This window comes from Streptomyces sp. Pv4-95 (assembly GCF_045782725.1).
In the GTDB taxonomy this organism is placed as follows: Bacteria; Actinomycetota; Actinomycetes; order Streptomycetales; family Streptomycetaceae; genus Streptomyces.
On record NZ_CP127172.1, the window covers coordinates 2,738,685 to 2,761,609 of the forward strand.

General features: G+C 71.2%; 26 protein-coding genes. 11 read left to right on the forward strand and 15 right to left on the reverse strand.

Features of this window, described 5'->3' with window-relative positions; translation table 11 throughout:
* Positions 1-279: 279 nt before the first annotated feature.
* Positions 280-927, forward strand: coding sequence for a TetR/AcrR family transcriptional regulator (locus tag QOM21_RS11955; protein WP_407549901.1), 648 nt, complete (start codon positions 280-282; stop codon positions 925-927).
* Positions 928-960: 33 nt separating this feature from the next.
* On the opposite strand, the gene QOM21_RS11960 is transcribed toward QOM21_RS11955, so the two are convergent.
* Positions 961-1,968, reverse strand: a complete 1,008-nt coding sequence (locus QOM21_RS11960; protein WP_407549902.1) for a GDP-mannose 4,6-dehydratase — start codon at positions 1,966-1,968, stop codon at positions 961-963.
* Positions 1,965-3,167 (reverse strand): UDP-N-acetylglucosamine--N-acetylmuramyl-(pentapeptide) pyrophosphoryl-undecaprenol N-acetylglucosamine transferase, encoded by a 1,203-nt coding sequence (locus QOM21_RS11965; RefSeq protein ID WP_407549903.1) that lies wholly within the window; start codon positions 3,165-3,167, stop codon positions 1,965-1,967. Before QOM21_RS11965 ends, QOM21_RS11960 begins: the two co-directional genes overlap by 4 nt.
* 62 nt (positions 3,168-3,229) lie before the next feature.
* On the opposite strand from QOM21_RS11965, the gene QOM21_RS11970 reads away from it, so the two are divergent.
* Positions 3,230-4,003: a response regulator transcription factor gene (locus tag QOM21_RS11970; RefSeq protein ID WP_407549904.1), complete on the forward strand. Its 774-nt coding sequence runs from the start codon at positions 3,230-3,232 to the stop codon at positions 4,001-4,003.
* The gene (locus QOM21_RS11975; RefSeq protein ID WP_407549905.1) at positions 4,000-5,397 is read left to right on the forward strand and encodes a sensor histidine kinase; all 1,398 of its coding nucleotides are present in this window, start codon (positions 4,000-4,002) and stop codon (positions 5,395-5,397) included. Before QOM21_RS11970 ends, QOM21_RS11975 begins: the two co-directional genes overlap by 4 nt.
* Positions 5,398-5,403: 6 nt before the next feature.
* Here QOM21_RS11975 and QOM21_RS11980 read toward each other — a convergent pair whose 3' ends face one another.
* The 3 genes from QOM21_RS11980 to QOM21_RS11990 all read right to left on the reverse strand — a co-directional run bounded on the left by QOM21_RS11980 (position 5,404) and on the right by QOM21_RS11990 (position 7,319).
* Positions 5,404-5,751, reverse strand: coding sequence for a hypothetical protein (locus QOM21_RS11980; protein ID WP_407549906.1), 348 nt, complete (start codon positions 5,749-5,751; stop codon positions 5,404-5,406).
* A 35-nt stretch (positions 5,752-5,786) separates the two neighbouring features.
* Positions 5,787-6,899, reverse strand: coding sequence for a hypothetical protein (locus QOM21_RS11985; RefSeq protein WP_407549907.1), 1,113 nt, complete (start codon positions 6,897-6,899; stop codon positions 5,787-5,789).
* Between the two features lie 81 nt (positions 6,900-6,980).
* Positions 6,981-7,319, reverse strand: coding sequence for a hypothetical protein (locus QOM21_RS11990; RefSeq protein ID WP_407549908.1), 339 nt, complete (start codon positions 7,317-7,319; stop codon positions 6,981-6,983).
* Between the two features lie 113 nt (positions 7,320-7,432).
* Here QOM21_RS11990 and QOM21_RS11995 point away from each other — a divergent pair, with 113 nt between their 5' ends.
* Positions 7,433-8,059, forward strand: coding sequence for a hypothetical protein (locus QOM21_RS11995; RefSeq protein WP_407549909.1), 627 nt, complete (start codon positions 7,433-7,435; stop codon positions 8,057-8,059).
* An 84-nt stretch (positions 8,060-8,143) separates the two neighbouring features.
* Here the strand turns inward: QOM21_RS11995 and QOM21_RS12000 are convergent, their stop codons facing one another.
* The 4 genes from QOM21_RS12000 to QOM21_RS12015 form a co-directional block, all read right to left on the reverse strand.
* Positions 8,144-9,844 (reverse strand): methylmalonyl-CoA mutase, encoded by a 1,701-nt coding sequence (locus tag QOM21_RS12000; protein WP_407549910.1) that lies wholly within the window; start codon positions 9,842-9,844, stop codon positions 8,144-8,146.
* 221 nt (positions 9,845-10,065) lie between these two features.
* Complete coding sequence (locus QOM21_RS12005) at positions 10,066-10,398, reverse strand: DUF3817 domain-containing protein (RefSeq protein ID WP_407549911.1); 333 nt, start codon at positions 10,396-10,398, stop codon at positions 10,066-10,068.
* A 68-nt stretch (positions 10,399-10,466) separates the two neighbouring features.
* Positions 10,467-10,976 (reverse strand): MarR family winged helix-turn-helix transcriptional regulator, encoded by a 510-nt coding sequence (locus QOM21_RS12010; RefSeq protein WP_407549912.1) that lies wholly within the window; start codon positions 10,974-10,976, stop codon positions 10,467-10,469.
* Between the two features lie 43 nt (positions 10,977-11,019).
* The gene (locus QOM21_RS12015) at positions 11,020-12,363 is read right to left on the reverse strand and encodes an MFS transporter (RefSeq protein ID WP_407549913.1); all 1,344 of its coding nucleotides are present in this window, start codon (positions 12,361-12,363) and stop codon (positions 11,020-11,022) included.
* A gap of 78 nt (positions 12,364-12,441) precedes the next feature.
* On the opposite strand from QOM21_RS12015, the gene QOM21_RS12020 reads away from it, so the two are divergent.
* The gene (locus tag QOM21_RS12020; protein ID WP_407549914.1) at positions 12,442-13,428 is read left to right on the forward strand and encodes a DUF5937 family protein; all 987 of its coding nucleotides are present in this window, start codon (positions 12,442-12,444) and stop codon (positions 13,426-13,428) included.
* A gap of 18 nt (positions 13,429-13,446) precedes the next feature.
* Here QOM21_RS12020 and QOM21_RS12025 read toward each other — a convergent pair whose 3' ends face one another.
* Together QOM21_RS12025 and QOM21_RS12030 are read right to left on the reverse strand one after the other, a co-directional pair.
* Positions 13,447-13,749, reverse strand: a complete 303-nt coding sequence (locus tag QOM21_RS12025) for an MTH1187 family thiamine-binding protein (RefSeq protein WP_407549915.1) — start codon at positions 13,747-13,749, stop codon at positions 13,447-13,449.
* Positions 13,746-14,090, reverse strand: a complete 345-nt coding sequence (locus QOM21_RS12030; RefSeq protein WP_407549916.1) for a DUF3817 domain-containing protein — start codon at positions 14,088-14,090, stop codon at positions 13,746-13,748. The genes QOM21_RS12025 and QOM21_RS12030 overlap by 4 nt, the downstream gene beginning before the upstream one ends.
* 157 nt (positions 14,091-14,247) lie before the next feature.
* Between QOM21_RS12030 and QOM21_RS12035 the strand changes: the two genes are divergently transcribed.
* From QOM21_RS12035 to QOM21_RS12050, 4 genes are all read left to right on the forward strand, one after another.
* The gene (locus QOM21_RS12035; RefSeq protein WP_393896933.1) at positions 14,248-14,886 is read left to right on the forward strand and encodes an AIM24 family protein; all 639 of its coding nucleotides are present in this window, start codon (positions 14,248-14,250) and stop codon (positions 14,884-14,886) included.
* 1 nt (position 14,887) lies between these two features.
* Positions 14,888-15,571 (forward strand): AIM24 family protein, encoded by a 684-nt coding sequence (locus tag QOM21_RS12040; protein WP_407549917.1) that lies wholly within the window; start codon positions 14,888-14,890, stop codon positions 15,569-15,571.
* A complete protein-coding gene (locus QOM21_RS12045) occupies positions 15,568-16,338 on the forward strand; it encodes an AIM24 family protein (RefSeq protein ID WP_407549918.1) in 771 nt (256 codons plus the stop codon). Before QOM21_RS12040 ends, QOM21_RS12045 begins: the two co-directional genes overlap by 4 nt.
* A 119-nt stretch (positions 16,339-16,457) precedes the next feature.
* On the forward strand, positions 16,458-16,934 hold the full coding sequence (locus QOM21_RS12050; RefSeq protein WP_393896936.1) for a MarR family winged helix-turn-helix transcriptional regulator: 477 nt from the start codon (positions 16,458-16,460) through the stop codon (positions 16,932-16,934).
* A gap of 86 nt (positions 16,935-17,020) precedes the next feature.
* Here QOM21_RS12050 and QOM21_RS12055 read toward each other — a convergent pair whose 3' ends face one another.
* Positions 17,021-18,412 carry a sensor histidine kinase gene (locus tag QOM21_RS12055; RefSeq protein ID WP_407555640.1) on the reverse strand — a complete coding sequence of 464 codons (1,392 nt, stop codon included), beginning with the start codon at positions 18,410-18,412 and terminating at the stop codon, positions 17,021-17,023.
* Positions 18,413-18,416: 4 nt separating this feature from the next.
* Positions 18,417-19,133: a response regulator transcription factor gene (locus QOM21_RS12060; protein WP_393896995.1), complete on the reverse strand. Its 717-nt coding sequence runs from the start codon at positions 19,131-19,133 to the stop codon at positions 18,417-18,419.
* 111 nt (positions 19,134-19,244) lie between these two features.
* Between QOM21_RS12060 and QOM21_RS12065 the strand changes: the two genes are divergently transcribed.
* Entirely contained in the window at positions 19,245-19,946 is a 702-nt protein-coding gene (locus tag QOM21_RS12065) for a PepSY domain-containing protein (protein WP_407549919.1), read from the forward strand.
* A gap of 148 nt (positions 19,947-20,094) precedes the next feature.
* Here QOM21_RS12065 and meaB read toward each other — a convergent pair whose 3' ends face one another.
* Positions 20,095-21,054, reverse strand: a complete 960-nt coding sequence (gene meaB, locus QOM21_RS12070; protein ID WP_407549920.1) for a methylmalonyl Co-A mutase-associated GTPase MeaB — start codon at positions 21,052-21,054, stop codon at positions 20,095-20,097.
* Positions 21,055-21,109: 55 nt separating this feature from the next.
* Positions 21,110-22,285 carry an acetyl-CoA C-acetyltransferase gene (locus QOM21_RS12075; RefSeq protein WP_407555641.1) on the reverse strand — a complete coding sequence of 392 codons (1,176 nt, stop codon included), beginning with the start codon at positions 22,283-22,285 and terminating at the stop codon, positions 21,110-21,112.
* A 173-nt stretch (positions 22,286-22,458) separates the two neighbouring features.
* On the opposite strand from QOM21_RS12075, the gene mce reads away from it, so the two are divergent.
* Complete coding sequence (mce, locus tag QOM21_RS12080) at positions 22,459-22,899, forward strand: methylmalonyl-CoA epimerase (protein WP_407549921.1); 441 nt, start codon at positions 22,459-22,461, stop codon at positions 22,897-22,899.
* Positions 22,900-22,925: the final 26 nt, after the last annotated feature.

Here is a 22,925-nt window from a genome sequence, read left to right on the forward strand (position 1 = left end):
ATTACCTTCCGGCGGCGCCGCCGAACCTTTCCGCAGGGCGCCGCTCCCGTCCGCACGCCCCGCCGGAATGCCGGCGTACGTCCGGGCCCGCGCCGCCCGCACGGTCCCGAGGAGGACCGGTCGTACAGGCCATGGGTCCCCACCCAGGGCCAGTGGTTATCGCTCTTACGCTACGACCCGTAGCGTAACTGTTCGAGCCCCCCGCACCGCAACCACTTCCGCCACCCTGCTTCGTGATCTCCCTCACGAGCCGCACGACGCCGGCAACTACTGGCGGGTATGGTCGCCGCCATGCACTGCTCCGACAGGTCCCGGAAAGGGCGCACGGGCCGCCCGCGCAGCGTCGAGACCGACCGCGCGATCCTCGACGCGACCCGGGCCGCCCTCGTCGACCTGGGCTGGGGCAAGCTCACCATGGGCGAGGTCGCGGCCCGGGCGGGCGTCGCCAAGACGACGCTCTACCGCCGCTGGGCCAACAAGAACGAGCTCGTCGTGGACGCCGTGGCGGTCCTCTTCGACGAGCTCGAACTCCCCGACCGGGGCTGCCTGCAGGCGGACATAGAGGGCGTGGTGCTGCAGTTCGGTGCGCTGCTCGCGCGGCCCGAGACCAAGACGGCCCTGATGGCCGTGGTCGCCGAGTCCACCACCGACGACGCGCTGCGCGAGCGGATCCGCTCGGCCATCGTCGACCGCCAGAAGCGACTGGTCGTCCTCGGCCGCGAACGGGCCCAGGTCCGCGGCGAACTCCCGCCGGACACGCCCGGCGCCGACGGCGCGCTGGCCGCGGCACAGGCCATCGGCCTGATCTTCGACCTCATCGCCGGTGCGATCGTGCACCGCACCCTCGTCAGCGCCGAGCCGGTGGACGTCGCCTGGGCCCGGCAACTGTCCACCGTCCTGCTCCAGGGACTCGGCGGCCTCGGCTGACGGGCGGCCGCCCGCAGCCGGCCGCCCGTCGACTCACACCTGGTAGCGCTCCGAGCGGAACAGCTCCGGGTGCTCCGCCACCCACGCCGACGTCCGCTCCAGCCCCTCCCGCAAGGACACCCGCGGCTCCCACGAAGCCCACCGCAGCGCCCGCGAGTTGTCCGACACCAGGCGCTCGACCTCACTGCCCGAGGGCCGCAGCCGGTCGGTGTCCACCACCACCTCGGCCGTCCGGCCCGAGGCCGCTATCAGCGCCTCGGCGAGCGCCCCGATCGAGATCTCCCGCCCGGTACCCAGGTTGACGACCTCACCCAGTGCCCGGTCGCAGTCGGCCATCGCCAGGAACCCGGCCGCCGTGTCGGTGACATAGGTGAAGTCACGGGTCGGCGTGAGCGAGCCCAGCTTGATCTGCCGTGCGCCGGAGTGGAGTTGCGCCAGGATGGTGGGGATCACGGCGCGCGCGGACTGCCGCGGGCCGTAGGTGTTGAAGGGCCGTACGACCGTCACCGGGAGCCCGAAGGCGTGCCGGTGCGACAGCGCCATCATGTCGGCGCCGATCTTCGACGCGGAGTAGGGCGACTGGGGCTGGAGCGGGTGGTCCTCGTCGATCGGCACGGTCAGCGCGGTCCCGTAGGCCTCGCTCGTCGAGGTGTGCACCAGCCGTCGCACGTCGTGCCTGCGGCAGGCTTCGGCGACGTTCTCGGTGCCGACGACGTTCGTCTGCACGTAACTGCCCGGCGCGTCATAGCTGTACGGAATGCCGATCAGCGCGGCGAGATGGAAGACCGTGTCGCAGCCGGCGACGGCGTCCATCACCCGGCCGGCGTCCCGCACATCGCCCGAGATCATCTCCACGGGGCTGCCGGGCACCAGATAGCGGGCCAGATTGCCCTTCTCCGCATACGGCTTGTAGTGCACGAAGGCGCGCACCTCCGCGCCGCCCTCGACCAGCAGGTCGACCAGGGCCGAGCCGATGAATCCCTCGGCGCCGGTCACCAGAACCTTGCGGCCCTCCCAGGCCCGTGTGCTGTCGCTGCTCATGCTGACTCCTTGGTGTCGGGGTTGGTGTGGGGAAGGTGAGAGACGTGGTGGGGCCGGTGGGCAAGGGGCGGATGGGGGCGGCCCGCGAGGGCGAGGGCCTCGGCGGCGAGCAGATCGGCGGCCCGCGCGTGGGTGCCCGGGTCGGCGGCCGCGCCCATCGCCGCCAGCCGCGCCGGGTCGTCCAGCAGCGGGGTGACCACGGCGTCCAGCCGCTGCGCCGAGGTCTCCGCGTCCGACAGCAGCAGCGCGGCGCCGGCGTCGCCGAGCACCCGCGCGTTGTGCGTCTGGTGGTCGCCCGGCGCATGCGGATACGGCACGAGGACGGCGGGCATACCGATGGTGGCCAGCTCCGCGACGGTGGCCGACCCCGCCCGGCACACCACGAGATCGGCGGCGGCGTAGGCCAGATCCATCCGGTCCAGGTAGGGCACCGCCCGGGCGACCGCCGCCCCGCCGTTGGCCGCAAGCAGCGCCCGGGTCTCCTCCAGGGCCGCCGGGCCGGTCTTGATCAGCAGCCGCAGGTCCGGACGGGAGCGGTACCGGGCCGCGAGCCCCACCGCGGCCTCGGTGAGCCGGGCCGCGCCCAGGCTCCCGCCGTTGACGAGCAGCAGCCGCGCCCCGTCCGGCACCCCCAGCTCCCGCCGCGCGCCCGCCCGCAGCGCCGCGCGATCCAGCCCGGCCAGCGGCCCGACCAGCGGCATGCCCACGGTCACCGCCCGCTCGCCGCCCGCCAGATGGGGACGGCTGCGGTCGAAGGCGAGGGCGAGGTGCGGGGTGAGCCGGGCCGCGAACTTGTTGGCCCGGCCGGGCACCGCGTTGGACTCGTGCACCAGGCTCGGCACTCCGGCCATCCGGGCCCCCACGATGACCGGCGCGCTCGGGTAGCCGCCCATCCCGACCGCGACCTGGGCCCCCTGCTCCTTGAGCAGGGCACGGCACTGGGCACCGGATCTGAGCAGCGCCGCCGGCAGCAGATAGCGCCTGGCGCCCAGCGACGGGTCGAACGGGATCATGTCGACGGTGTGCAGCCGGTAGCCGGCCTCGGGAATCAGCCGGGTCTCCAGCCCCCGCTCGGTGCCGACGAAGGAGATCACCGCATCGGGCTCGGCCCGGCGGAGCGCGTCGGCGAGCGCGAGCCCCGGATAGATGTGGCCGCCGGTGCCGCCCGCACCGATCACGACGGAAAGTGGTGTGCGCATGCCGCCACGCTCGCCAGGCGCCCTAAGAAGCTTCTAAGAGCGGTGTTTGGCAGCCTGTGTCCATGCCGTCCACGCCCCGGGGCCCCGCCCGCCCGCCGTCGTCCTCGCCCGCGCCCACGCCGTCATCCGCGGCCGGGGGCGCCCCCGCCCCCAAACTCCTCGTCGTCGACGACGAACCGGAGGTACGGGCCGCCGTCTCCGACGGCCTGGCCGTGGAGGGATACGAGGTACGCGGCGCCGCCGACGGCCTGGCCGCCCTCACCGAGGTCGCCACCTGGCAGCCGGACGCCATCGTGCTCGACGTGATGATGCCCGTCCTGGACGGGCTGGCCGTCTGCCGCCGCCTGCGCGCGCTGGACGACCGCACCCCGATCCTCGTCCTCACCGCGCTGGACTCGGTCAGCGAACGCGTGGACGGCCTCGACGCCGGCGCGGACGACTACCTCGTCAAGCCGTTCGCGCTGGACGAGCTGGTCGCGCGGGTGCGGGCCCTGCTGCGCCGGGCCTCGGCCGCCGCGGCGGACGACACCCGGCTCACCTTCGACGATCTGGTCGTCGACCCGCTGACCCGCACCGGTCACCGGGCGGGCCGGCCCCTGGAGTTCAGCCGCACCGAATGGGCGCTGCTGGAGCTGCTGCTGTTGCACCCGGGACAGGTGATGCCCCGCGAGGTGATTCTGGAGCGCGTGTGGGGCCGCGACTTCGGCCCGGACTCCAACTCCCTCGCCGTCTACATCGGTTACCTGCGCCGCAAGCTGGAAGCGGGCGGCGAGTCCCGCCTCGTCCACACCGTGCACGGCGTCGGCTACCGCCTGGACCGGGCGGACCGGACATGAGCGGCCGTCGTTCCCTGGGCGCCCGCTGGCGTCGCCGCAGGCCGCTGCGCACCCGGCTGGCGCTGGCCGCGTCCGCGGCGGTGGCGCTTGTCGCCGTCGGCGTCTGCGCCGCCGCCTTCTTCATCATCAGCTACCAGATGACCCGCCAACTCGACCTGCATCTCACCCAGACCGCCACCCAGCTCACCCAACGGGCCCGCGGCTGGGGCCCGACCGCCGGCGACACCTCCTGCCGGTACCAGGCGGTGCCCTGCATGCAGATCGTCCCGTCCGACCCGGCACGCGACCCCCGCAAGCCGTACGCGCTGCCGGCCGGTGACGCCACCCGCCAGGTCGCCGGCGGACGGCACACGGCGTACTACAGCGAACTGACGGTCGCCGGCGAGCCCGTCCGGATGTTCACCACCAAACTCCCCGGCAGGCCCGAGGCCCTCCAGGTCGCGCTGCGCTCGGACACCGTCGACCGGGGCGTCCGGCAGGCCGCCTGGGCGCTGTCCGCGGTCGGCGGCGCGGGCGTACTGCTGGCCGCCGCACTCGGCTACTGGGTCTCACGCACCGGCCTGGCACCCGTCGCCCGGCTCACCGCCACCGCCGAACGCATCTCCGCCACCCGCGACGCCCGGCACCGCATCGAGCTGCCCACCGGTCCGCAGGCCCGCGAGGACGAGATCACCCGGCTCGCCACCAGCTTCAACATCATGCTCGGCGAACTGGAGCAGTCCGTCACCGCGCAACGCCGGCTGGTCGCGGACGCCTCGCACGAACTGCGCACCCCGCTCACCGCGCTCCGCACCAACGCCGAACTCCTCGCCCGTGCGGACCGGTTGACCGACGCGCAGCGCGACCGGGCCGCGGCGGCCCTGGGCCGCCAGCTGCGCGAGGTCACCACCCTCGTCAACGACCTGATCGAACTGGCCCGGGACGAGGAGCCGCAGCCCCTGGTGGAGCAGGTCCGGCCGGCCGCCCTCCTGGAGCACGCGGTCGGCGCGGCCCGCGAGCACTGGCCGGAGATCACCTTCACCCTCGACACCGACCCGGCGGCGGCCGGCATCACGGTCCCCGGGGTCCCGCCCCGCCTCGCCCGGCTGCTGTCGAACCTGCTCGACAACGCCGCGAAGTTCTCGCCCCCGCAGGGCCCCGTCGAAGCGGAACTCGCCCGTGTCCCCGGCGCGGTGGAACTCACCGTCCGCGACCACGGCCCCGGTATCGCGCCCGCCGACCTCCCCCACGTCTTCGACCGCTTCTACCGCGCCCAGGCCGCCCGCGCCCTCCCCGGCTCCGGCCTCGGCCTCGCCATGGCCCGCCAGATCGCACGCGCCCACCACGCCGACCTCACCGCGGAAGCCGCCCCGGGCGCCGGCGCCCTCTTCCGCCTCCGGCTACCGGCGCCGTAGCACCGGTCAACGGCCGTCGCCGCGAACCTCCGCCTCCGCCGCTTTCTCCTCGACGTCCGCCCGCACGGCCTGCCGGTCCTGCGGCGACATCGACCGCCAGCTCTCCCGCATCCCCGAGATGCCCTCGGTGAGCGCGCGGTGCCCGGACGGGTCGTCCAGGACATCCTTCAGCTCCAGGCGCCCACTGAGCATCTTGCGGGCGAGGTCCTGAAGCTCCGGCGGGGCGGACGAGTTGCCCCGAACCGCCCGAAGGGCCTTGGTGAGGTGCTCGTTCTGCTCCTCGGAGAGATCCTTGTCCTCGACGGGGTATTCGCGGTCGCCGGGGTCGGTGAAGGCGTTGTTGCTGCTGGCCATGGTGAGGGGCTCCTGTCGGGCGGTACGGGTCTGCGTCAGCCGAAGGCGCTGCGGACGCGTTCGGCCTCGTCCTGACCGCTGTTGTCGGTGTTGGCGTTGGCGTCGGCGGCGCGGGGCCTCGCACCTCCGCTCGCGGAGGAGGCCGAGGAGGAGTCGCCGGAGCCACCCTCGGACGAGGACGAGGACGAGCTGGACCCGCCCTCGGAAGACCCGCCCTCGGAGGAGCCGCCCTCTGAGGAGCCGCCGTCGCCGCCTTCCGACGACGTGCCGTCACCGGTGGCAGCCGGCTCAGCGTCCTTATAGGCGACGCCATAGGCGCTCTTGGCGGCCTTGGCGGCCTTCTGCTCCCCCTCGTAGGCCTGCTTGGCGCCCTCGGCGAAATCACCCGTCGCCATCTTTCCGGCGCCCTGGGCCACCTCGCCCACACCCTTGGCGCCGTCGACGACCTCTTTCCCCTTGTCGACGACGGGCTTGGCCGCGGCCTCACCGGCAGCCGCGAAGTCGAACCCTTGCTGCGCCCCGAAGTGGCTCTTGATCCCCTGCGTGGCGAGGTTCCCGGCGACCTTCTTGCCGGAGTCCATGGCGAGTTCCTTGATCAGGTCCACCGCCATCTCCCTGGCCGACCGCTTCACCTTCTGCGCGAGAGCGTCCTTGATGGCCTGGATGATCTCTGTCTTCGCCTTGCTGATGATCTCGCGGACCATCACCCTGGTGGTCGCCGTGGCGGCGGCGGCCCCGGCCTCGGAGGCACCCAGGGTTACGGGCGCGGCGGCCTGGGCCGCGGCGAACTCGAATGCCAGCGCGATGAGTTGGGCGATCACCGCCATCTTCATCACCATGATGATCGTGGCCACCACCTGGAGCACGATGCTGAGCGCCTCGGCGGCGTCCGCGGCCTCGGCGAGGAAGCCGTCGCCGGAGAACTTCTTCCACTTGTCGTCGAACGACTCGATGGCCTCGCCGGAGTTGGCGCCGCGCACCGCTTGGGTGGCGCTGTCACCGTCCTGCTGAGCCGCGCGCACGGAGACCGCGAAGCTGCTCCAGGCTTCGGCGGCGTCGCGCATCTTGTCCTCGTCGATATTGGGCCATTGGAAGCCCAGCAGATCGAGGACCCAGTCGACCTCGACAGGAAGCATGATGGTGGCCACAGTGAGTTACTCCCCCGGGAAGCGCGTGTTCGGTGGTGTACGGGGCGTACGTGGGGCGGTTATCGCCGAGTTGAATTAACGTCAGTTCGCGAATTTGGGGCGGCTCGCCGCGTACTTGGTGATGCCGTCGCGCTGATCCTGCTCGGTGCTGTCGTAATGCGCACCCATTGTCTCGAGGTTCTCGCCGATCTTGGAAAGACCTTCACCAAGGGTGGGCATCGACTCGACGATGCCGTCGCTCACCGGCGTGTAGATGTCCATAAAGATCTTGAGGAGATCGTCGTCGCCCCACTCTTGAGCGTCTTTGAGCGTGTCCTTCAACTTCTTGGCGGCATCGCTGAAATCGGAGCCGATATCCTTGAAGGCACCGCCCTGTGATGTAAGGACGGCCGGATCCACGTCGTACCCGGAGCCTGCCATGGGTCTCCCTCGTTCTCGGCTGCATAAGAGTCCGCTAAAGCTTATGTCGTACGGTAGCCGACGTCTGCGCCTGCCGGATTCCCGGCCGACGACCACGAAAGGGAAAAGCTTCCATGTCCAACTCTCCACGGATGTCCGGCAAGACACCTTTGAAGACGCTATGCGGGCACATTTTCTTTCTTGCTGTCGCCCTGGTGATCTTCTCCGTCTTCTTCATCAAGGGACTGACCGCAGCGGGCCTCACAGGTACGCACGGAACATTCACGGTCAAGGAATGCACCCGTGAAAGCACAAGTCACCGCTCCACGGCCCAGCATGATTACGACTGTGACGGCACCTTCCGCTCGGACGACGGGAAGGCCGTGGACAACAAGGCGTCCTTGGGCAGCCTCGACACCGAGTACGACCCGGGCGTCGAACTCGCGACCCAGGGGCACAACGACAGCAAGGTGCTCAGCACCCTGTCCGGCGCGACCTACACCGTCGCCGGCCGCGGAGCGGCCACCGGCAACTTCTCCACCGGCTTCGCCGCCCTGCTCCTGATCATCCCCGTGCTGCTCTTCTCCTGGCTCACGCGCTTCGGTGAAACCACTCGAACGATTCCCCAGCAGTGGGCGGCGTGGCGTGCGACCGCCGGCACCCGGACCCGCAAGATCGTGCTCAGCGCCGCCGCGGTGGCCCTCTTCGGCATGATCGTCGTCAGCCCGGCCCTCGGCTTCGCCCTCACTGCCGGCAGTTGAGCCGGCCCCGGAAACGCTCTAAGGGGGCGGAGCCGTCAGCGCGACGGCTCCGCCCCCTTCGAGCGGTACTCGGAAGAGCGGTGCTCAGAACCCCGCAGGCTCCGTGTAGACGCCCCACTCGTCCCGCAGGACGCCGCAGATCTCGCCCAGCGTCGCCTCGGCGCGGACGGCCTCCAGCATCGGCTCGATCATGTTGTCGCCGTCCCGGGCCGCGGCCAGCATCGCCTTGAGCGAGGTCTGGACCCGGGCGTCGTCGCGGGCGGCCTTGCGCTCGGCGAGGGTGCGTACCTGCTCGCGTTCGACCTCGTGGCTGACCCGCAGGATCTCCAGGTCGCCGGTGACCGAGCCGTGGTGGCAGTTGACGCCCACCACCCGCTTGTCGCCCTTCTCCAGGGACTGCTGGTACTGGAAGGCGGATTCGGCGATCTCGCCCGTGAACCAGCCGTCCTCGATGCCGCGCAGGATGCCGGACGTCATCGGGCCGATGGGGTGCTGCCCGTTCGGTACGGCCCGCGCGCCCCGCTCCTTGATCTGGTCGAAGATCTTCTCGGCGTCCGCCTCGATCCGGTCGGTCAGCGCCTCGACGAACCACGAACCGCCCAGCGGGTCCGCGACGTTGGCGACGCCGGTCTCCTCCATCAGCACCTGCTGCGTCCGCAGTGCGATCTCGGCGGCCTGCTCGCTGGGCAGCGCCAGCGTCTCGTCCAGGGCGTTGGTGTGCAGCGAGTTCGTCCCGCCGAGCACCGCGGACAGCGCCTCGACGGCGGTGCGGACGACGTTGTTGTAGGGCTGCTGCGCGGTCAGCGAGACGCCGGCGGTCTGCGTGTGGAACCGCAGCCACTGCGCCTTCTCGCTGCTCGCGCCGTACACGTCGCGCATCCAGCGGGCCCAGATCCTGCGCGCCGCCCGGAACTTGGCGATCTCCTCGAAGAAGTCGAGGTGGGCGTCGAAGAAGAACGACAGGCCCGGTGCGAAGGTGTTGACGTCCAGGCCGCGGGAGAGGCCCAGCTCGACGTAGCCGAAGCCGTCGGCGAGGGTGTACGCCAGCTCCTGCGCGGCCGTCGCGCCCGCCTCGCGGATGTGGTAGCCGGAGACCGAGAGCGGCTTGTACGCGGGGATGCCCTGCGCGCAGTGCTCCATGAGGTCACCGATCAGCCGCAGATGAGGCTCCGGCTGGAAGAGCCACTCCTTCTGGGCGATGTACTCCTTGAAGATGTCCGTCTGCAGGGTGCCGTTGAGCACGCCCGGGTCGATGCCCTGCCGCTCGGCCGCCACCAGGTACATACAGAAGACCGGGACGGCCGGGCCGCTGATCGTCATCGAGGTCGTGACATCGCCGAGCGGGATGTCCTTGAAGAGGACCTCCATGTCGGCGGCGGAGTCGATGGCGACGCCGCAGTGGCCGACCTCGCCGAGCGAGCGCGGGTCGTCGGAGTCGCGTCCCATGAGCGTCGGCATGTCGAAGGCGACGGAGAGGCCGCCGCCGCCGGCCTTGAGGATCATCTTGTAGCGCTCGTTCGTCTGCTCGGCATTGCCGAAGCCGGCGAACTGGCGGATGGTCCAGGTCCGGCCGCGGTAGCCGGTGGGGTGGAGGCCGCGCGTGAAGGGGTACTCGCCCGGCCACCCGATCCGCTCGAATCCGTCAACGGAGTCCCCGGGCCGGGGCCCGTACATGGGGTCGACGGGGTCGCCCGAGAGCGTGGTGAAGTCCGCGTCGCGCTTCCGGGCGGAGTCGTACCGGGCCTGCCAGCGAAGGCGGCCTTCTTCGATCGCGTCAGCGTCCATACCTTCGAATTTACTAGGACGTCCTAGTAATTGTCGATGGGAGAACCGGGTGAACTGCGCCGACCTGCGGAAACAGGAGTCGCGGCGTGGCCTTCAGGGGCCCATTCGGCCCCGGGTCGGCCCCGGGTCCGCCCCCGACGCACCCTGCCGACCGACCGGAAAGCACGAACGCGCCCCTCCGGCGGAGGAGCGCGTCAGCGGTGGACGGTGCGGGGAGCCGGTCAGGCCTTGGCCGGCTGCGGCGCCGCGTCCGACACCAGGGGCTCGACCTCGCGGACGACCTTGCGCTCGACGAAGAAGGCGGCCGTCGGGATGGTGCCGGAGATCAGCACCCACAGCAGCTTGCCGAACTTCCACTTCGCCTTGGAGCCCAGGTCGAAGGCGAAGACCAGGTAGATGATGTAGAGCACGCCGTGGATCTGGGACACGACGAGGGTGAGGTCCTTGCCCATCCCGAAGCCGTACTTGAACACCATGCAGGTGCACAGCACCAGCAGCATCACGGCGGTGATGTAGGCCATCACCCGGTACCGGGTCAGGACGCTTCGCTTCATGCCCACGAGCGTAACCGCCCGTTCCGTGACGATCTTCGCCACCCCCCGGTCGTCACCGCCGGTGGTCGTCACTCCTCGGAGAAGTCCTCCGCCGCCACCCGCAGCGGGCGCAGCATCGCGAAGATCTCCCCGCACTCCTCGCCGTCGTACACCCCGAGCCCGAAGTCCATCGCCATCAGCTCGCGGGTGGCCGCGTCGCACACCTCGCGCCCCTTGTCCGTGATGGAGGCGAGCGTGCCGCGCCCGTCGTTGGGGTTGGGGCGCTTGTCCACCAGGCCGGACTTCACCAGCCGGTCCACGGTGTTGGTCACCGAGGTCGGATGCACCATCAACCGTTCGCCGATCTTGGACATCGGCAGCTCGCCGGCCTTGGAGAAGGTCAGCAGCACCAGCGCCTCGTAGCGGGCGAACGTCAGGCCGTACGGCTTGACGACGGCGTCCACCTCGGCCAGCAGGATCTGGTGGGCCCGCATGATCGAGGTGATCGCGGCCATCGACGGCACGGCGCCCCATCGCTCCTGCCACAGTTCGTCGGCGCGCGCGATGGGATCGAAAGCAAGGCTGAGCGGCTTCGGCACGCCACCGACACTACCCGGCGGTCATATCGTGGTCAGCCTCGTCTCAGGTTTCGGGCGCCGCACCGGGCAATGCGGCTCCCGCGCCGGCCCCCGGCGCCTTGGCTCCGCCACCGGCCGCGGTCCGCCGCACCTCCGCGATCACCGCGAGCACGCACACCGCGCCGACCACGCCCGCCGCCGGCATCACCACCCGAAGGGGGGCGTACTCGGCAGCCGCCCCGGCCGCGCCCATCCCCAGGCCCATGATCGTCATCCGGCCCGCCTGCATCACCGTCATCGCCTGTCCCAGCAGTGCGTCGGGCACCGCCGCCACGAACCACCGGTCCACCCCGAAGTTGTACGAGATACCGGTCCCCGTCAGCGCGAGCAGCAGCACGGCCCAGCCGAGCGAGGGCCCGGCGGCGAAGCCGAGGGAGGGAAGGACGGCGAAGAGACCCATCGGGAAGGTGAGCCGGGTGCGGGCACGGGGCCCGAGGAGCGAGCCGACAAGGGTTTCCGCGAGCACCGCACCGACCGGCATGCTGCACATCAGCAGCCCCAGGCCGGCCGGGCCGACGCCGAGCCGGTCGGAGTACGGGATCAGCAGGGCCTCCGGGACGACCACGAACGTCGGCGGCAGCCAGGACAGCAGCAGAAGGGCCCGCACCCGGCGATCACCCAGCAACCGGCGGACGCCCGCAAGCGACGCCCCGAACAGCGCGCCACGGGAGCCACCCCGCGCCGGACGGGCGCGGGTCCCCACGCCGAGCAGGAGTGCGGAGCCCAGAAAGGTGCCCGCGGTGACGGCGAGCACCGCCGCCGGTGACACGACGGCAAGCAGCAGACCGCCGGCCGCGAAGCCCACCAGCTGAGCGCTCTGGTTGACGATCCGGATCACCGAGCGGCCCAGCACGAACAGATCCCCCTCCCCGAGGATCGCGCCGAGCGTCGCCGCACGCGTCCCCGCGAAGACCGGCGCGATGGCGGCGATCACGCAGCGCAGCCCCAGGAGGACCGCGACCGGGGTGCCCGGCAGCACCATCGCGGCGGCGGCCCCCGCGCACAGCAGATCGCAGCCCACCAGCACCCCGCGGGCCGGACAGCGGTCGGCGACGGCCGACAGCAGCGTGCCGCCGAGGACGTACGGCAGCAGCCCCAGCGCAAAGGTCAGCGCGCTCAGCAGCGGGGAGGACGTCAGCTGGAAGACCAGCAGGGACAGCGCGATCTCGCAGACCACCACGCCCAGGGAGGACAGCAGATGCGCGGCGAAGACGCACCGGAACTCGGGGACGGCGAAGACCGCGCGATACCGGGCCCTGCCGTCCGGCTCCCCGGACGGCGCGTCGGGTAACGCGCCGGGGCGCGCTGGGGTACGGCCCGGCTCCGCGGGCCCGGAAGGTGCAGTCATGGCGGCAGCGTGCCGGTGCCGCCGGGCGGACCGTAGTCTTTCGGCTCCAGCCGAATCCTGGGAGCGAGGGGACCGCCCGTGCCGCTGGATCTGCATTTCGGCGCCGACGACCTGCTGCGCGTCCGGTTCGCCGTTTCCCCGCTGTGCGAGACCCACGAGGCCGTCCGGACCCTGCGCCGCTCCGACCGGCACGGCTATCACCTGCCATGGCTGCGGCGGATGCGCGAGGCCCTCGCCGGACTCGACCTCTCGCCGCTGTGGCTGTTCATGCCGTCGCCGCCGCCCGGCTACACCCCGGATTTCCTGGGCCGCCCGCCGGACGTCCCGCTGGCCGGCTTCGAGGAGGAGCTGGCGCTGCTGCGGGCCACCGATCCGGCGATGGCGCGCGCCGAGATGGCCAAGTCACTTGCCTGCACACCGGGGGCCGCGCAATCGCCCCGCGGCCGGGCGGCCCTGGACGATCCCGCACGGGCGATCCAGGAGCTCGCCGATGTCACCGAACGGGCCTGGCACGCCCTGCTCGCCCCTGACTGGCCCCGGCTGCGCGCTCTGCTGGAGGCCGAAATCGCCTACCGGTCGCGGCAGTTGGCCGGTGGCGGGCTGCGACGGCTCTTCGCCGACCTGCATCCACGGCTGTCCTGGTCCGGGGACACGCTCACGGTACGTACGCGTACCGACTTCGTGCAGCTCCAGGATCTGGAGGGCCGCGGGGTGCTGCTGCTGCCGAGCGTCTTCGTCTGGCCGGACGTGGTGAGCGGCTTCGATCCGCCGTGGCAGCCCACCGTCATCTATCCGGCGCGCGGTATCGGCGGGCTGTGGAGCGAGCCGGCGACCGGGCCGGCCCTGGTGCGCCTGCTGGGAGCCAACCGCGCCGCGGTGCTGGCGGCGCTGGACACGCCCTCGTCGACGTCGGCGCTGGCGCACCGGCTGGGCCTGGCCGCCTCGTCGGTCTCGGCGCATCTGTCCGTGCTGCGCGACGCCGGTCTGCTGGCCTCGCGCCGGCACGGACATCAGGTGCTGTACGAGCGCACGCCCCTGGGCATGGCGCTGCTGGCCGGAGGCTGAGCCCCGGGCCGTGCGGTCCTAGCGGGCACCCTCGGCGAGGTGCCGCTCGACGGTGTCGACCTTGGAGGTCAGACCGTCGGTGACGCCGGGCCGGATGTCGGCCTTCAGCACCAGCGAGACCCGGCCGCTGCGCGCCTCGACGGCGGCGACCGCGCGCTTGACGACGTCCATGACCTCGTCCCACTCGCCCTCGATGGAGGTGAACATGGCGTCCGTACGGTTCGGCAGCCCGGACTCGCGGACCACCCGGACCGCGTCGGCGACGTACTCGCCGACGTCCTCGCCGACGCCCAGCGGGCTCACGGAGAAGGCGACGATCATGCGTTCACGACGCCTTCCTGGCGGGCGCGGGCGGCGATCACGCTGGCCTCCGCCTCGCCCTTGAGCTTGCGCTCGGCGAAGAAACCGCCGGTGGGCAGCACGGAGAGGATGAAGTAGAGCGCGGCGGTCTTCAGGTTCCACTTGGTGCGGTTCCAGGCGTCCAGCCAGAAGAGGACGTACAGGATGAAGAGCACGCCGTGCACCATGCCCATCACCATCACGCCGTCGAAGCTGGTCGTGCGCTTGAGGACGGAGCAGCACAGCAGCAGCAGGAAGGACACCGCTTCGGGGGCGGAGACCAGGCGGAGGCGGCGCAGGGCGGAGGCGGTCTTGATGTCCACGGGAACCTCGTTCGGGTGGCAGGGGGCGGCAGCACGGCTTGTGCAAGAGTTCACAAGCTTCGCCACCATTGTTACAGCCGCTCCGGCGATCATTGCGCCGGGGGCGGCCCGTGAAAGGCCCTGCCCTCAACGGCCGCGGCCGACTACCGTCTGATCCGTGGCTCAGTTTCGGCTCCAGGGGAGCAAGGTGCTCGCCGTCGACATGACGGGCGACGCCGTCAAGGCGAAGAACGGTGCGATGGTCGCGTACGACGGCCAGATGTCGTTCAAGAAGATGACCGGTGGGGGCGAGGGCCTGCGCGGCATGGTCACCCGGCGCCTCACCGGCGAACAGATGGCCGTGATGGAGGTGAAGGGCCAGGGCACCTGCTACTTCGCCGACCGGGCGAGCGAGATCAACCTCGTGCAGTTGCAGGGCGAGAAGCTGTACGTCGAGGCCGGCAATCTGCTGTGCACGGACGCGGCGCTGCGCACCGGCACGACGTTCACCGGACTGCGCGGCGCCTCCCAGGGCAACGGCCTGTTCACCACCACCGTCGAGGGACGCGGCCAGGCCGCGATCACCTCCCACGGACCGGCGGTGGTGCTGCGGGTCACCAAGCAGTATCCGCTCCAGGTCGACCCGGGCGCGTACGTCGCGCACACCGGCGACCTCAAGCAGCACCTCCAGTCCGGGGTGAACTTCCGCACGGTCATCGGCGAGGGCTCCGGCGAGGCGTTCCAGATCCGTTTCGAGGGCGAGGGCCTGGTGTACGTCCAGCCCAGCGAGCGCAACACCGTGGGAGGCGAGATCTGACATGCCGTTCACGGTGCTCAACTCCCGCATGGTCGAGGCGCGTCTGACGCCCGGCATGCGGATGTTCAGCCAGCGGGGCGCGATGCTCGCCTACCGCGGCGATGTCACCTTCACCCCGAACATCCAGGGCGGCCAGGGCGGGCTCGGGTCGATGATCGGCCGCCGGGTCGCCGGTGAGGCCACCCCGCTGATGACGGTGGAGGTCCCACCGGGCCCCGCGGGCCCGGGCGGTGCCTCCGGCGGCACGGTGATGTTCGGGCACGGCGGCCACCACGTCCACGTCGTCGACCTGACCGGCGAGACGCTGTACGTCGAGGCCGACCGCCTGCTCGCCTTCGACGGGACCCTGGAGCAGGGCACGATGTTCATGGGCTCGCAGGGCGGGGTGATGGGCATGGTGCGCGGACAGGTCACCGGACAGGGCCTGTTCACCACCACGCTCAAGGGCCACGGCTCGGCCGCGGTGATGGCCCACGGCGGCGTCGTCGAACTGCCGATCACGCCGCAGCGTCCGGTCCATGTCGACCCGCAGGCGTATGTCGCGCACCGCGGCGACGTCCGCAACAAACTCTCCACGGCGCTCGGCTGGCGCGACATGGTCGGCCGCGGCTCGGGCGAGGGCTTCCAGCTGGAGCTGTCGGGTCAGGGCACCGTCTACGTACAGGCCTCGGAGGAAAAGCTGTGACCGGTCCCGTCATCCACGACGCCACCACCCTCCCGGCCGACGACAACGTCAATCCGTACACCTTCGGCGTGGACCTCAACGGCCAGTGGTTCCTGCAGAAGGGGAAGATGATCGCCTACTACGGGCGGATCGACTTCCACGGCATCGGACACGGCCGCCTCGACCGGCTGATCGCCGGCAGTTTCCATTCGCCACTGCACGCCGCCGACTGGGTCGTGGCCGAGGGCCAGGGCAAGATGCTGCTCGCCGACCGTGCCTTCGACGTGAATTCCTACGACCTGGATGAGGGCAACCTCACTATTCGCTCCGGCAATCTGCTCGCCTTTCAGCCATCTCTGTCGCTGAAGCAGTCGATCATCCCGGGCTTCCTCACCCTCATCGGCACGGGGAAGTTCGTGGCCGCGTCCAACGGCCCGGTGGTCTTCGTCGAGCCGCCGATCCGGGTGGATCCGCAGGCGCTCGTCGGCTGGGCCGACTGCCCGTCGCCCTGCCACCACTACGACCACCAGTACCTGCGGGGATTCCTGGGCGGACTGCGTGCGCACACCGGGATCGGCGGGACCTCCGGCGAAGAGCACCAGTTCGAGTTCATCGGGGCCGGCACGGTCCTGCTGCAGTCGACGGAGCAGCTCATGCCGGAGCTGGCGACCGGCGCGGTGCCGAACGAGGCGGGCGTGCCGGGTGGTGGTTCCGGCCCGCAAAGTGGCTCACAACTGCCGCAGCTGCCGGGCAACCTCGGCGGCCTCCAGCGCCGTCTCGGGCTGTGAGCGGTAGTCTGCGGACCGTGACGTCGAACGCCTGACCAGCCCCGGCCCCGCCGGGAGACGTCCACCACAGCACCGACCAATTTAATTCATTATTCAACTTTTACGGGTAGAATTCCTCCATGACGACCGACAGTGACACCCCCTGGCTCACCGACCAGGAGCAGCGTGCCTGGCGCACTCATCTGGACGTCAGCAGACTGCTGATGTACCAGCTCGAGCGCGATCTGCAGCCGTTCGGGCTGACGATCAACGACTACGAGATCCTGGTCAACCTCTCCGAGGCCGAGGACCGACGGCTGCGGATGAGCGACCTGGCCGCGGGCACCCTGCAGTCCAAGAGCCGTCTCTCGCACCAGATCACCCGCATGGAGAACGCCGGCCTGGTCCGGCGCGAGAGCTGCGAGTCGGACCGCCGCGGCCTCTACGCCGTCCTGACGGAGGAGGGCTGGGACACCATGCGCCGCGTCGCCCCGCACCACGTCGCGTCCGTCCGCAAGCACTTCATCGACCTGTTCTCCCCGGAAACCCTCGACGCGCTCCGCGCCTCGCTCGCCCCGGTGGCCGACCACCTCCGGGAGCAGCGCGGCAGCCTCTGACGGAGCCGCCGCGGCCCTTCCGTCGGGCCGCGGCGCCGCCCTCGGGCACTCCGCTGCCGCCCCGGGCGCCACCGCCGGCCCGCCCCTCAGCCGGCCACCGGCAGCCGCAGCTCGAACGCCGAGCCCTCCCGCACGGCCAGCGAACCGCCGTGCCGCACCGCGACATCCCGTGCGATGGCGAGCCCCAGCCCCGCACCGCCGTCGTCCCGCGCCCGCGCGTCGTCGAGCCGCACGAACCGCTCGAAGATCCGTTCCCGCTGGTCCTCCGGGACACCGGGCCCGTCGTCCTCCACCCGCAGGACCGCCCAGGCTCCCTCACGCACCACGGTCACCCGTACGGACGACTTCGCGTGCCGCTGCGCGTTGTCCAGGAGATTGCCCAGCACCCGGCCCAACTGGCTCCGCGACCCGGTCACTTCCACACTCGCCAGGTCTGCGGCCCGGACCGGGATCCGGTCCCCGACCCGCTGGGAGCTCTCCTCGCTCACCATCGCCGCCAGGTCGATCCGGACGTCCGAGGGCCGCTCCCCCGCGTCCAGCCGGGCCAGCAGCAGCAGATCCGCGGCCAGCCGCTGCAACCGCACGGTGTCCGCCACCGCGCCCGGCGTGTCCAGCAACTCCGGATGCGCCACGCCCACTTCCAGCTGGGTGCGCAGGCTCGCGATCGGACTGCGCAGCTCGTGCGAGGCGTCCGCGACGAACCGCCGCTGCCGCTCCACGGACGTCTCCAGGGCGGCCAGCGTCTCGTTGGTGGTACGCGCCAGCCGGCCGATCTCGTCCTTCGACGACGGCACCGGCACCCGGCGGCTCAGATCCGTGCTGGCGGTGATCGCGGCCATCTCCTGGCGGATCCCCTCCACCGGCCGCAGCGCGCGCCGGGTGACCAGCCAGGTCACCCCGGCGACCACCACGAGCAGCAGCGGCAGCCCGATCAGCATGGCGTTGCGCACCGTCCCGACGGCGTTCTGCTCCGCGGCCAGCGCCGCCCCGGCCCGCACCGTGGCCTGCTCACCACCGGTGTCCTTCGCCTCCACCCGGGCGAATCGGTAGTCGGCCACCTTCCCGTCGACCTCCGCGGTGCCGTCCGCGTAGTGCACCTCGTCGTCGACCTCGCCGGGCTCCGGCCCGGTGTCGTCGTCGTCCCCGTCCTCGTCCGACGCGCCCGGCCCCTGCTTGCCCGGACGGCCGACCTCCTTGCCGTCGATGGCGCGGACATCGTCACCGACCGCGAGCACCCGCCCGCTCTCGCTGGTCACCACCACGGGGTGCTCGTCGCTGTCCGGCAGATCCAACTGGCCGTACGGGGTGCCGGTGGCGATCTGCGAGGCGACCTCGCGGGCCGAGACCTCTGCCTGCAGCCCGGTCTGGTCCTGGAGGTTGTCGCGCAGCACCAGCAGCACCGCCAACCCGGCGGCCACCAGCGCGAGCGCCACCACGACCGTCGCCCCGACGGCCGCCCTGGCCCGTACCGAACCCAGCCCGCTACTCACCGGCCACCAGCCGGTATCCGGCACCGCGCACCGTCACGATGCTGCCGGCGCCGATCTTGCGCCGCAGCGTGCTCACATAGACCTCGATGATGTTGAGATCACCCTCGTAGGCGAAGTCCCATACGTGCTCCAGGATCTCCGCCTTGGAGACCACGTCCCCCGCGCGCAGCGCGAGCTGCTCCAGCACGGCGAACTCCTTCGCGGTCAGCACCACTTCCTCGCCGTCCCGCTCCACCTTGCGCGACCCCTGGTCGATGACGAGCGGTCCCACCCGCAGCACCGGCTCGGCCGTCCGCCCGCGCCGCCGCAGCAGCGCCTTGACCCGCGCCACCAGCACGACGTACGAGAACGGCTTGGTCAGGTAGTCGTCCGCGCCGGTGTCCAGCCCCTCGGCCTCGTCGTACTCACCGTCCTTGGCGGTGAGCATCAGGATCGGCACCTCATGGCCCGCGGCACGCAGCGCGCCGCACACCCGGTAGCCGTTCATCCCCGGCAGCATGATGTCCAGGACGATCAGGTCGTATGCGTCCTCACTCGCCCGGTGCAGCCCTTCGAGGCCGTCGTGCACCACGTCGACCGCGTAGCCCTCGGCCATCAGGCCCTTGGCCAGCGACAGGGCGAGACGCTTCTCGTCCTCCACGATCAACAGGCGAAGGGGGCGGCGCGCGGCGCCGCCGGCGGGGCGGTGATGAGTGACGGGCGGGAGCATGCGCACCACCTTGCCACTCCTTTCCTGAAGACCTCTTCAGGCTCCTTCAGCTCCTGTTCAGGTCGGTTCGGCCACTGTGTTGTCACAACCGATCGCAAGGGGAGAACACACATGAAGCGCCACATCATCGTCGCCACCACCGCCGCGGCCGCCCTCATCGCCGGCGGCACGGTCAGCGCCATGGCGGTCGGAGGCGGCAGCACCGCACCGGGAACGGCGGCCGGCGCGCAGCAGGCCGCGGCGAACGACTCGGGCCGCTCCAGCATCCACGTGCAGGACCAGGACGACCAGGAGGACGCCCGCGAGGCGAAGGCCGCCAAGGTGACGGCCTCGCAGGCCGCGGCCGCCGCGCTGAAGGCCGTCCCCGGCACCGTGACCGGCCTGGACCTGGACGAGGACCGTCCCGGCCTGGTCTGGGACGCGGACGTCCTCGGCAAGGACGGCAAGTGGCACGAGGTCACCCTCGACGCCGGCAACGCGCGGGTGCTGAACCAGCACGTCGACGCGGAGGACGGCGACGACAGCGACGACATCGCCGTCGTCCGTGACGGCCTCAAGGGCGCCAAGACCGACGCCGCGGCCGCCGCCCGCGCCGCGAACGGGCACGGCACGGTGACCTCCGTCGAGCTGGACGACGACCACGGCGCGAAGGCCGCCTGGGAGGTCGAGACGACCACCAAGGACGGCAAGGAGCACAAGTTCCTCGTCGACCCGCAGTCCGGCAAGGTGACGGCCGCCCCGGCGCACGACCAGGACCACGACGGCGACAACGACTCCGACGACAACGACGACGACAACGGCCAGGACGACTGAATCCCGGCACCCGTCACAGGTGACTGACACTCCCGGCCCGTCCCGCTCCTGCGGGGCGGGCCGCAGTCGTGTCCGGAGCCGGGTGGCGGACGTAGCGGGGGGCCGGACGAGAAGCCCGGACCGGACCGCCCGCCCGGACCGCGGGGCCTCAGCCCCCGTTCGTCAGCCCCTCCACCAGCTCGTCGGCCGCGCGGTACGGGTCGGTGTCGCCCGCCACGATGCGCTCGGCCAGCGCGTCCAGCCGCCGGTCGCCGCTCAGGTCGCCGATCCGCTCCCGCAGCGCCGTGACCGCGATCGTCTCGACCTCGCGCGCGGCCCGGGACCGTCGGCGCTGCGCCAGGACGTCCCGCTCCTCCATCCAGGCCCGGTGCTTCTCCAGCGCCTCGACCACCTCGTCGACGCCCTCGCCCCGCGCCGCCACCGTCTTGACGATCGGCGGCCGCCAGTCCCCCGGGGCCCGCGATTCGCCCAGGCCCAGCATGTGGTTCAGCTCCCGGGCGGTGGCGTCCGCACCGTCCCGGTCGGCCTTGTTGACGACGTAGACGTCCCCGATCTCCAGGATTCCGGCCTTGGCCGCCTGAATGCCGTCACCCATTCCGGGGGCCAGCAGGACCACGCTGGTGTCGGCCTGCGAGGCGATCTCCACCTCGGACTGCCCGACGCCGACCGTCTCGACGAGCACCACGTCGCACCCGGCGGCGTCCAGCACCCGGATCGCCTGCGGAGCCGCCCAGGCCAGCCCGCCCAGGTGGCCGCGGGTGGCCATCGACCGGATGTAGACGCCCGGGTCGGAGGCGTGGTCGCTCATCCGTACCCGGTCGCCCAGGAGCGCGCCCCCGGAGAACGGCGAGGACGGGTCGACGGCGAGGACGCCGACCCGTTTGCCCGTCTTGCGGTACGCCGTGACCAGCGCCGAGGTGGTGGTGGACTTCCCGACGCCCGGCGAGCCGGTCAGCCCGACCACGTAGGCGTTGCCGGTGAGCGGCGCCAGTGCCGCCATCACCTCGCGCAGCTCCGGTGACGCCCCCTCCACGAGGGAGATCAGCCGGGCCACCGCCCTCGGCCGGCCCTGCCGTGCCTGCTCCACAAGCTGCGGAACGTCCACCATCGCTGCTCGGCTCCTTCGGTTCGGCGCGCTGACTTACCCGGACGGTCGTATGCGGTTACTTACCCGGGACCCGGATGATCAGCGCATCGCCCTGGCCGCCGCCACCGCAGAGCGCGGCGGCACCCACACCGCCGCCCCGGCGGCGCAGTTCGAGGGCGAGGTGCAGCACGATCCGGGCGCCGGACATGCCGATCGGGTGTCCGAGGGCAATCGCACCGCCGTTGACATTCACCTTTTCCGGGGAGACCCCGAGGTCCTTCATTGACTGGACCGCGACGGCCGCGAACGCCTCGTTGATCTCGATCAGGTCAAGATCCTCGACGGTGAGCCCGTCCTTGCCGAGGGCGTGGTTGATGGCGTTGGAGGGCTGCGACTGGAGCGAGTTGTCCGGGCCCGCGACGTTGCCGTGCGCGCCGATCTCGGCGATCCACTCCAGGCCCAGTTCCTCGGCCTTGGCCTTGCTCATCACGACCACGGCGGCGGCGCCGTCGGAGATCTGCGAGGAGGTGCCCGCGGTGATGGTGCCGTCCTTGGCGAAGGCCGGCCGCAGCTTGCCGAGCGAGTCCGTGGTGGTCTCGCCACGGATGCCCTCGTCCTGGCTGAAAATCACCGGCTCGCCCTTGCGCTGCGGGATCTCCACGGGGGTGATCTCGGCCTCGAACAGCCCGTTCTTCTGGGCGGCCGCGGCGCGCTGGTGGGACCGTGCGGCGACCTCGTCCTGCTCCGGACGGGCGATACCGAGACGGCTGTTGTGCTTCTCGGTGGACTCGCCCATCGCGACGCCTTCGAAGGAGTCCGTGAGCCCGTCGTGCGCCATCGAGTCGAGCATTTCCACGGCGCCGTACTTGTATCCCTCACGGGACTTGGTCAGCAGGTGGGGCGCGTTGGTCATCGACTCCTGGCCGCCGGCGACGATCACGTCGAACTCGCCGGCGCGGATCAGCTGGTCGGCCAGCGCGATGGCGTCGAGGCCCGAGAGACAGACCTTGTTGACGGTCAGCGCGGGGACGTTCATGGGGATGCCGCCCTTGACGGCGGCCTGCCTGGCCGGGATCTGGCCGGCACCGGCCTGGAGGACCTGCCCCATGATCACGTACTGGACCTGGTCGCCGCCGATGCCCGCCCGGTCCAGCGCCGCCTTGATGGCCACACCGCCCAGGTCGGCGCCGGAGAAGGTCCGCAGCGATCCCAGGAGCCGGCCCATGGGGGTGCGCGCTCCTGCCACGATCACTGAGGTGCTGCTGTTCGAGCCGTTCGTTGCAGACATGCGGTGCGGCCTTCCTTTGCAGGGAAGTTAACGAGGGTTCCCGTCAATGTACTGAGGGGTAGGCGCCGGGTCACCGGCAAGCGGGTGTGATCGCGCGCACGTTGCGTAACCAGGCGTGCGAGCGGTGCACTGGAGCCATGCTGACGCGAATCGACCACATCGGAATCGCCTGTTTCGACCTCGACAGGACCGTCGAGTTCTACCGTGCCACCTACGGGTTCGAGGTGTTCCACTCCGAGGTCAACGAAGAGCAGGGTGTCCGGGAAGCGATGCTCAAGATCAATGAGACGTCCGACGGCGGCGCCTCCTACCTCCAGCTGCTGGAGCCCACCCGCGAGGACTCCGCGGTGGGCAAGTGGCTCGCCAAGAACGGTGAAGGCGTCCACCACATCGCCTTCGGCACCGCGGACGTGGACACCGACGCGGCGGACATCCGCGACAAGGGCGTCCGGGTCCTCTACGACGAGCCGCGAACCGGTTCGATGGGCTCCCGGATCACCTTCCTGCACCCCAAGGACTGCCACGGAGTTCTCACCGAACTCGTCACCGCCGCACCCCCCGCCTCGACGGACCACTGACCTTCGCGTTCCCCGGCCGGTAGAGT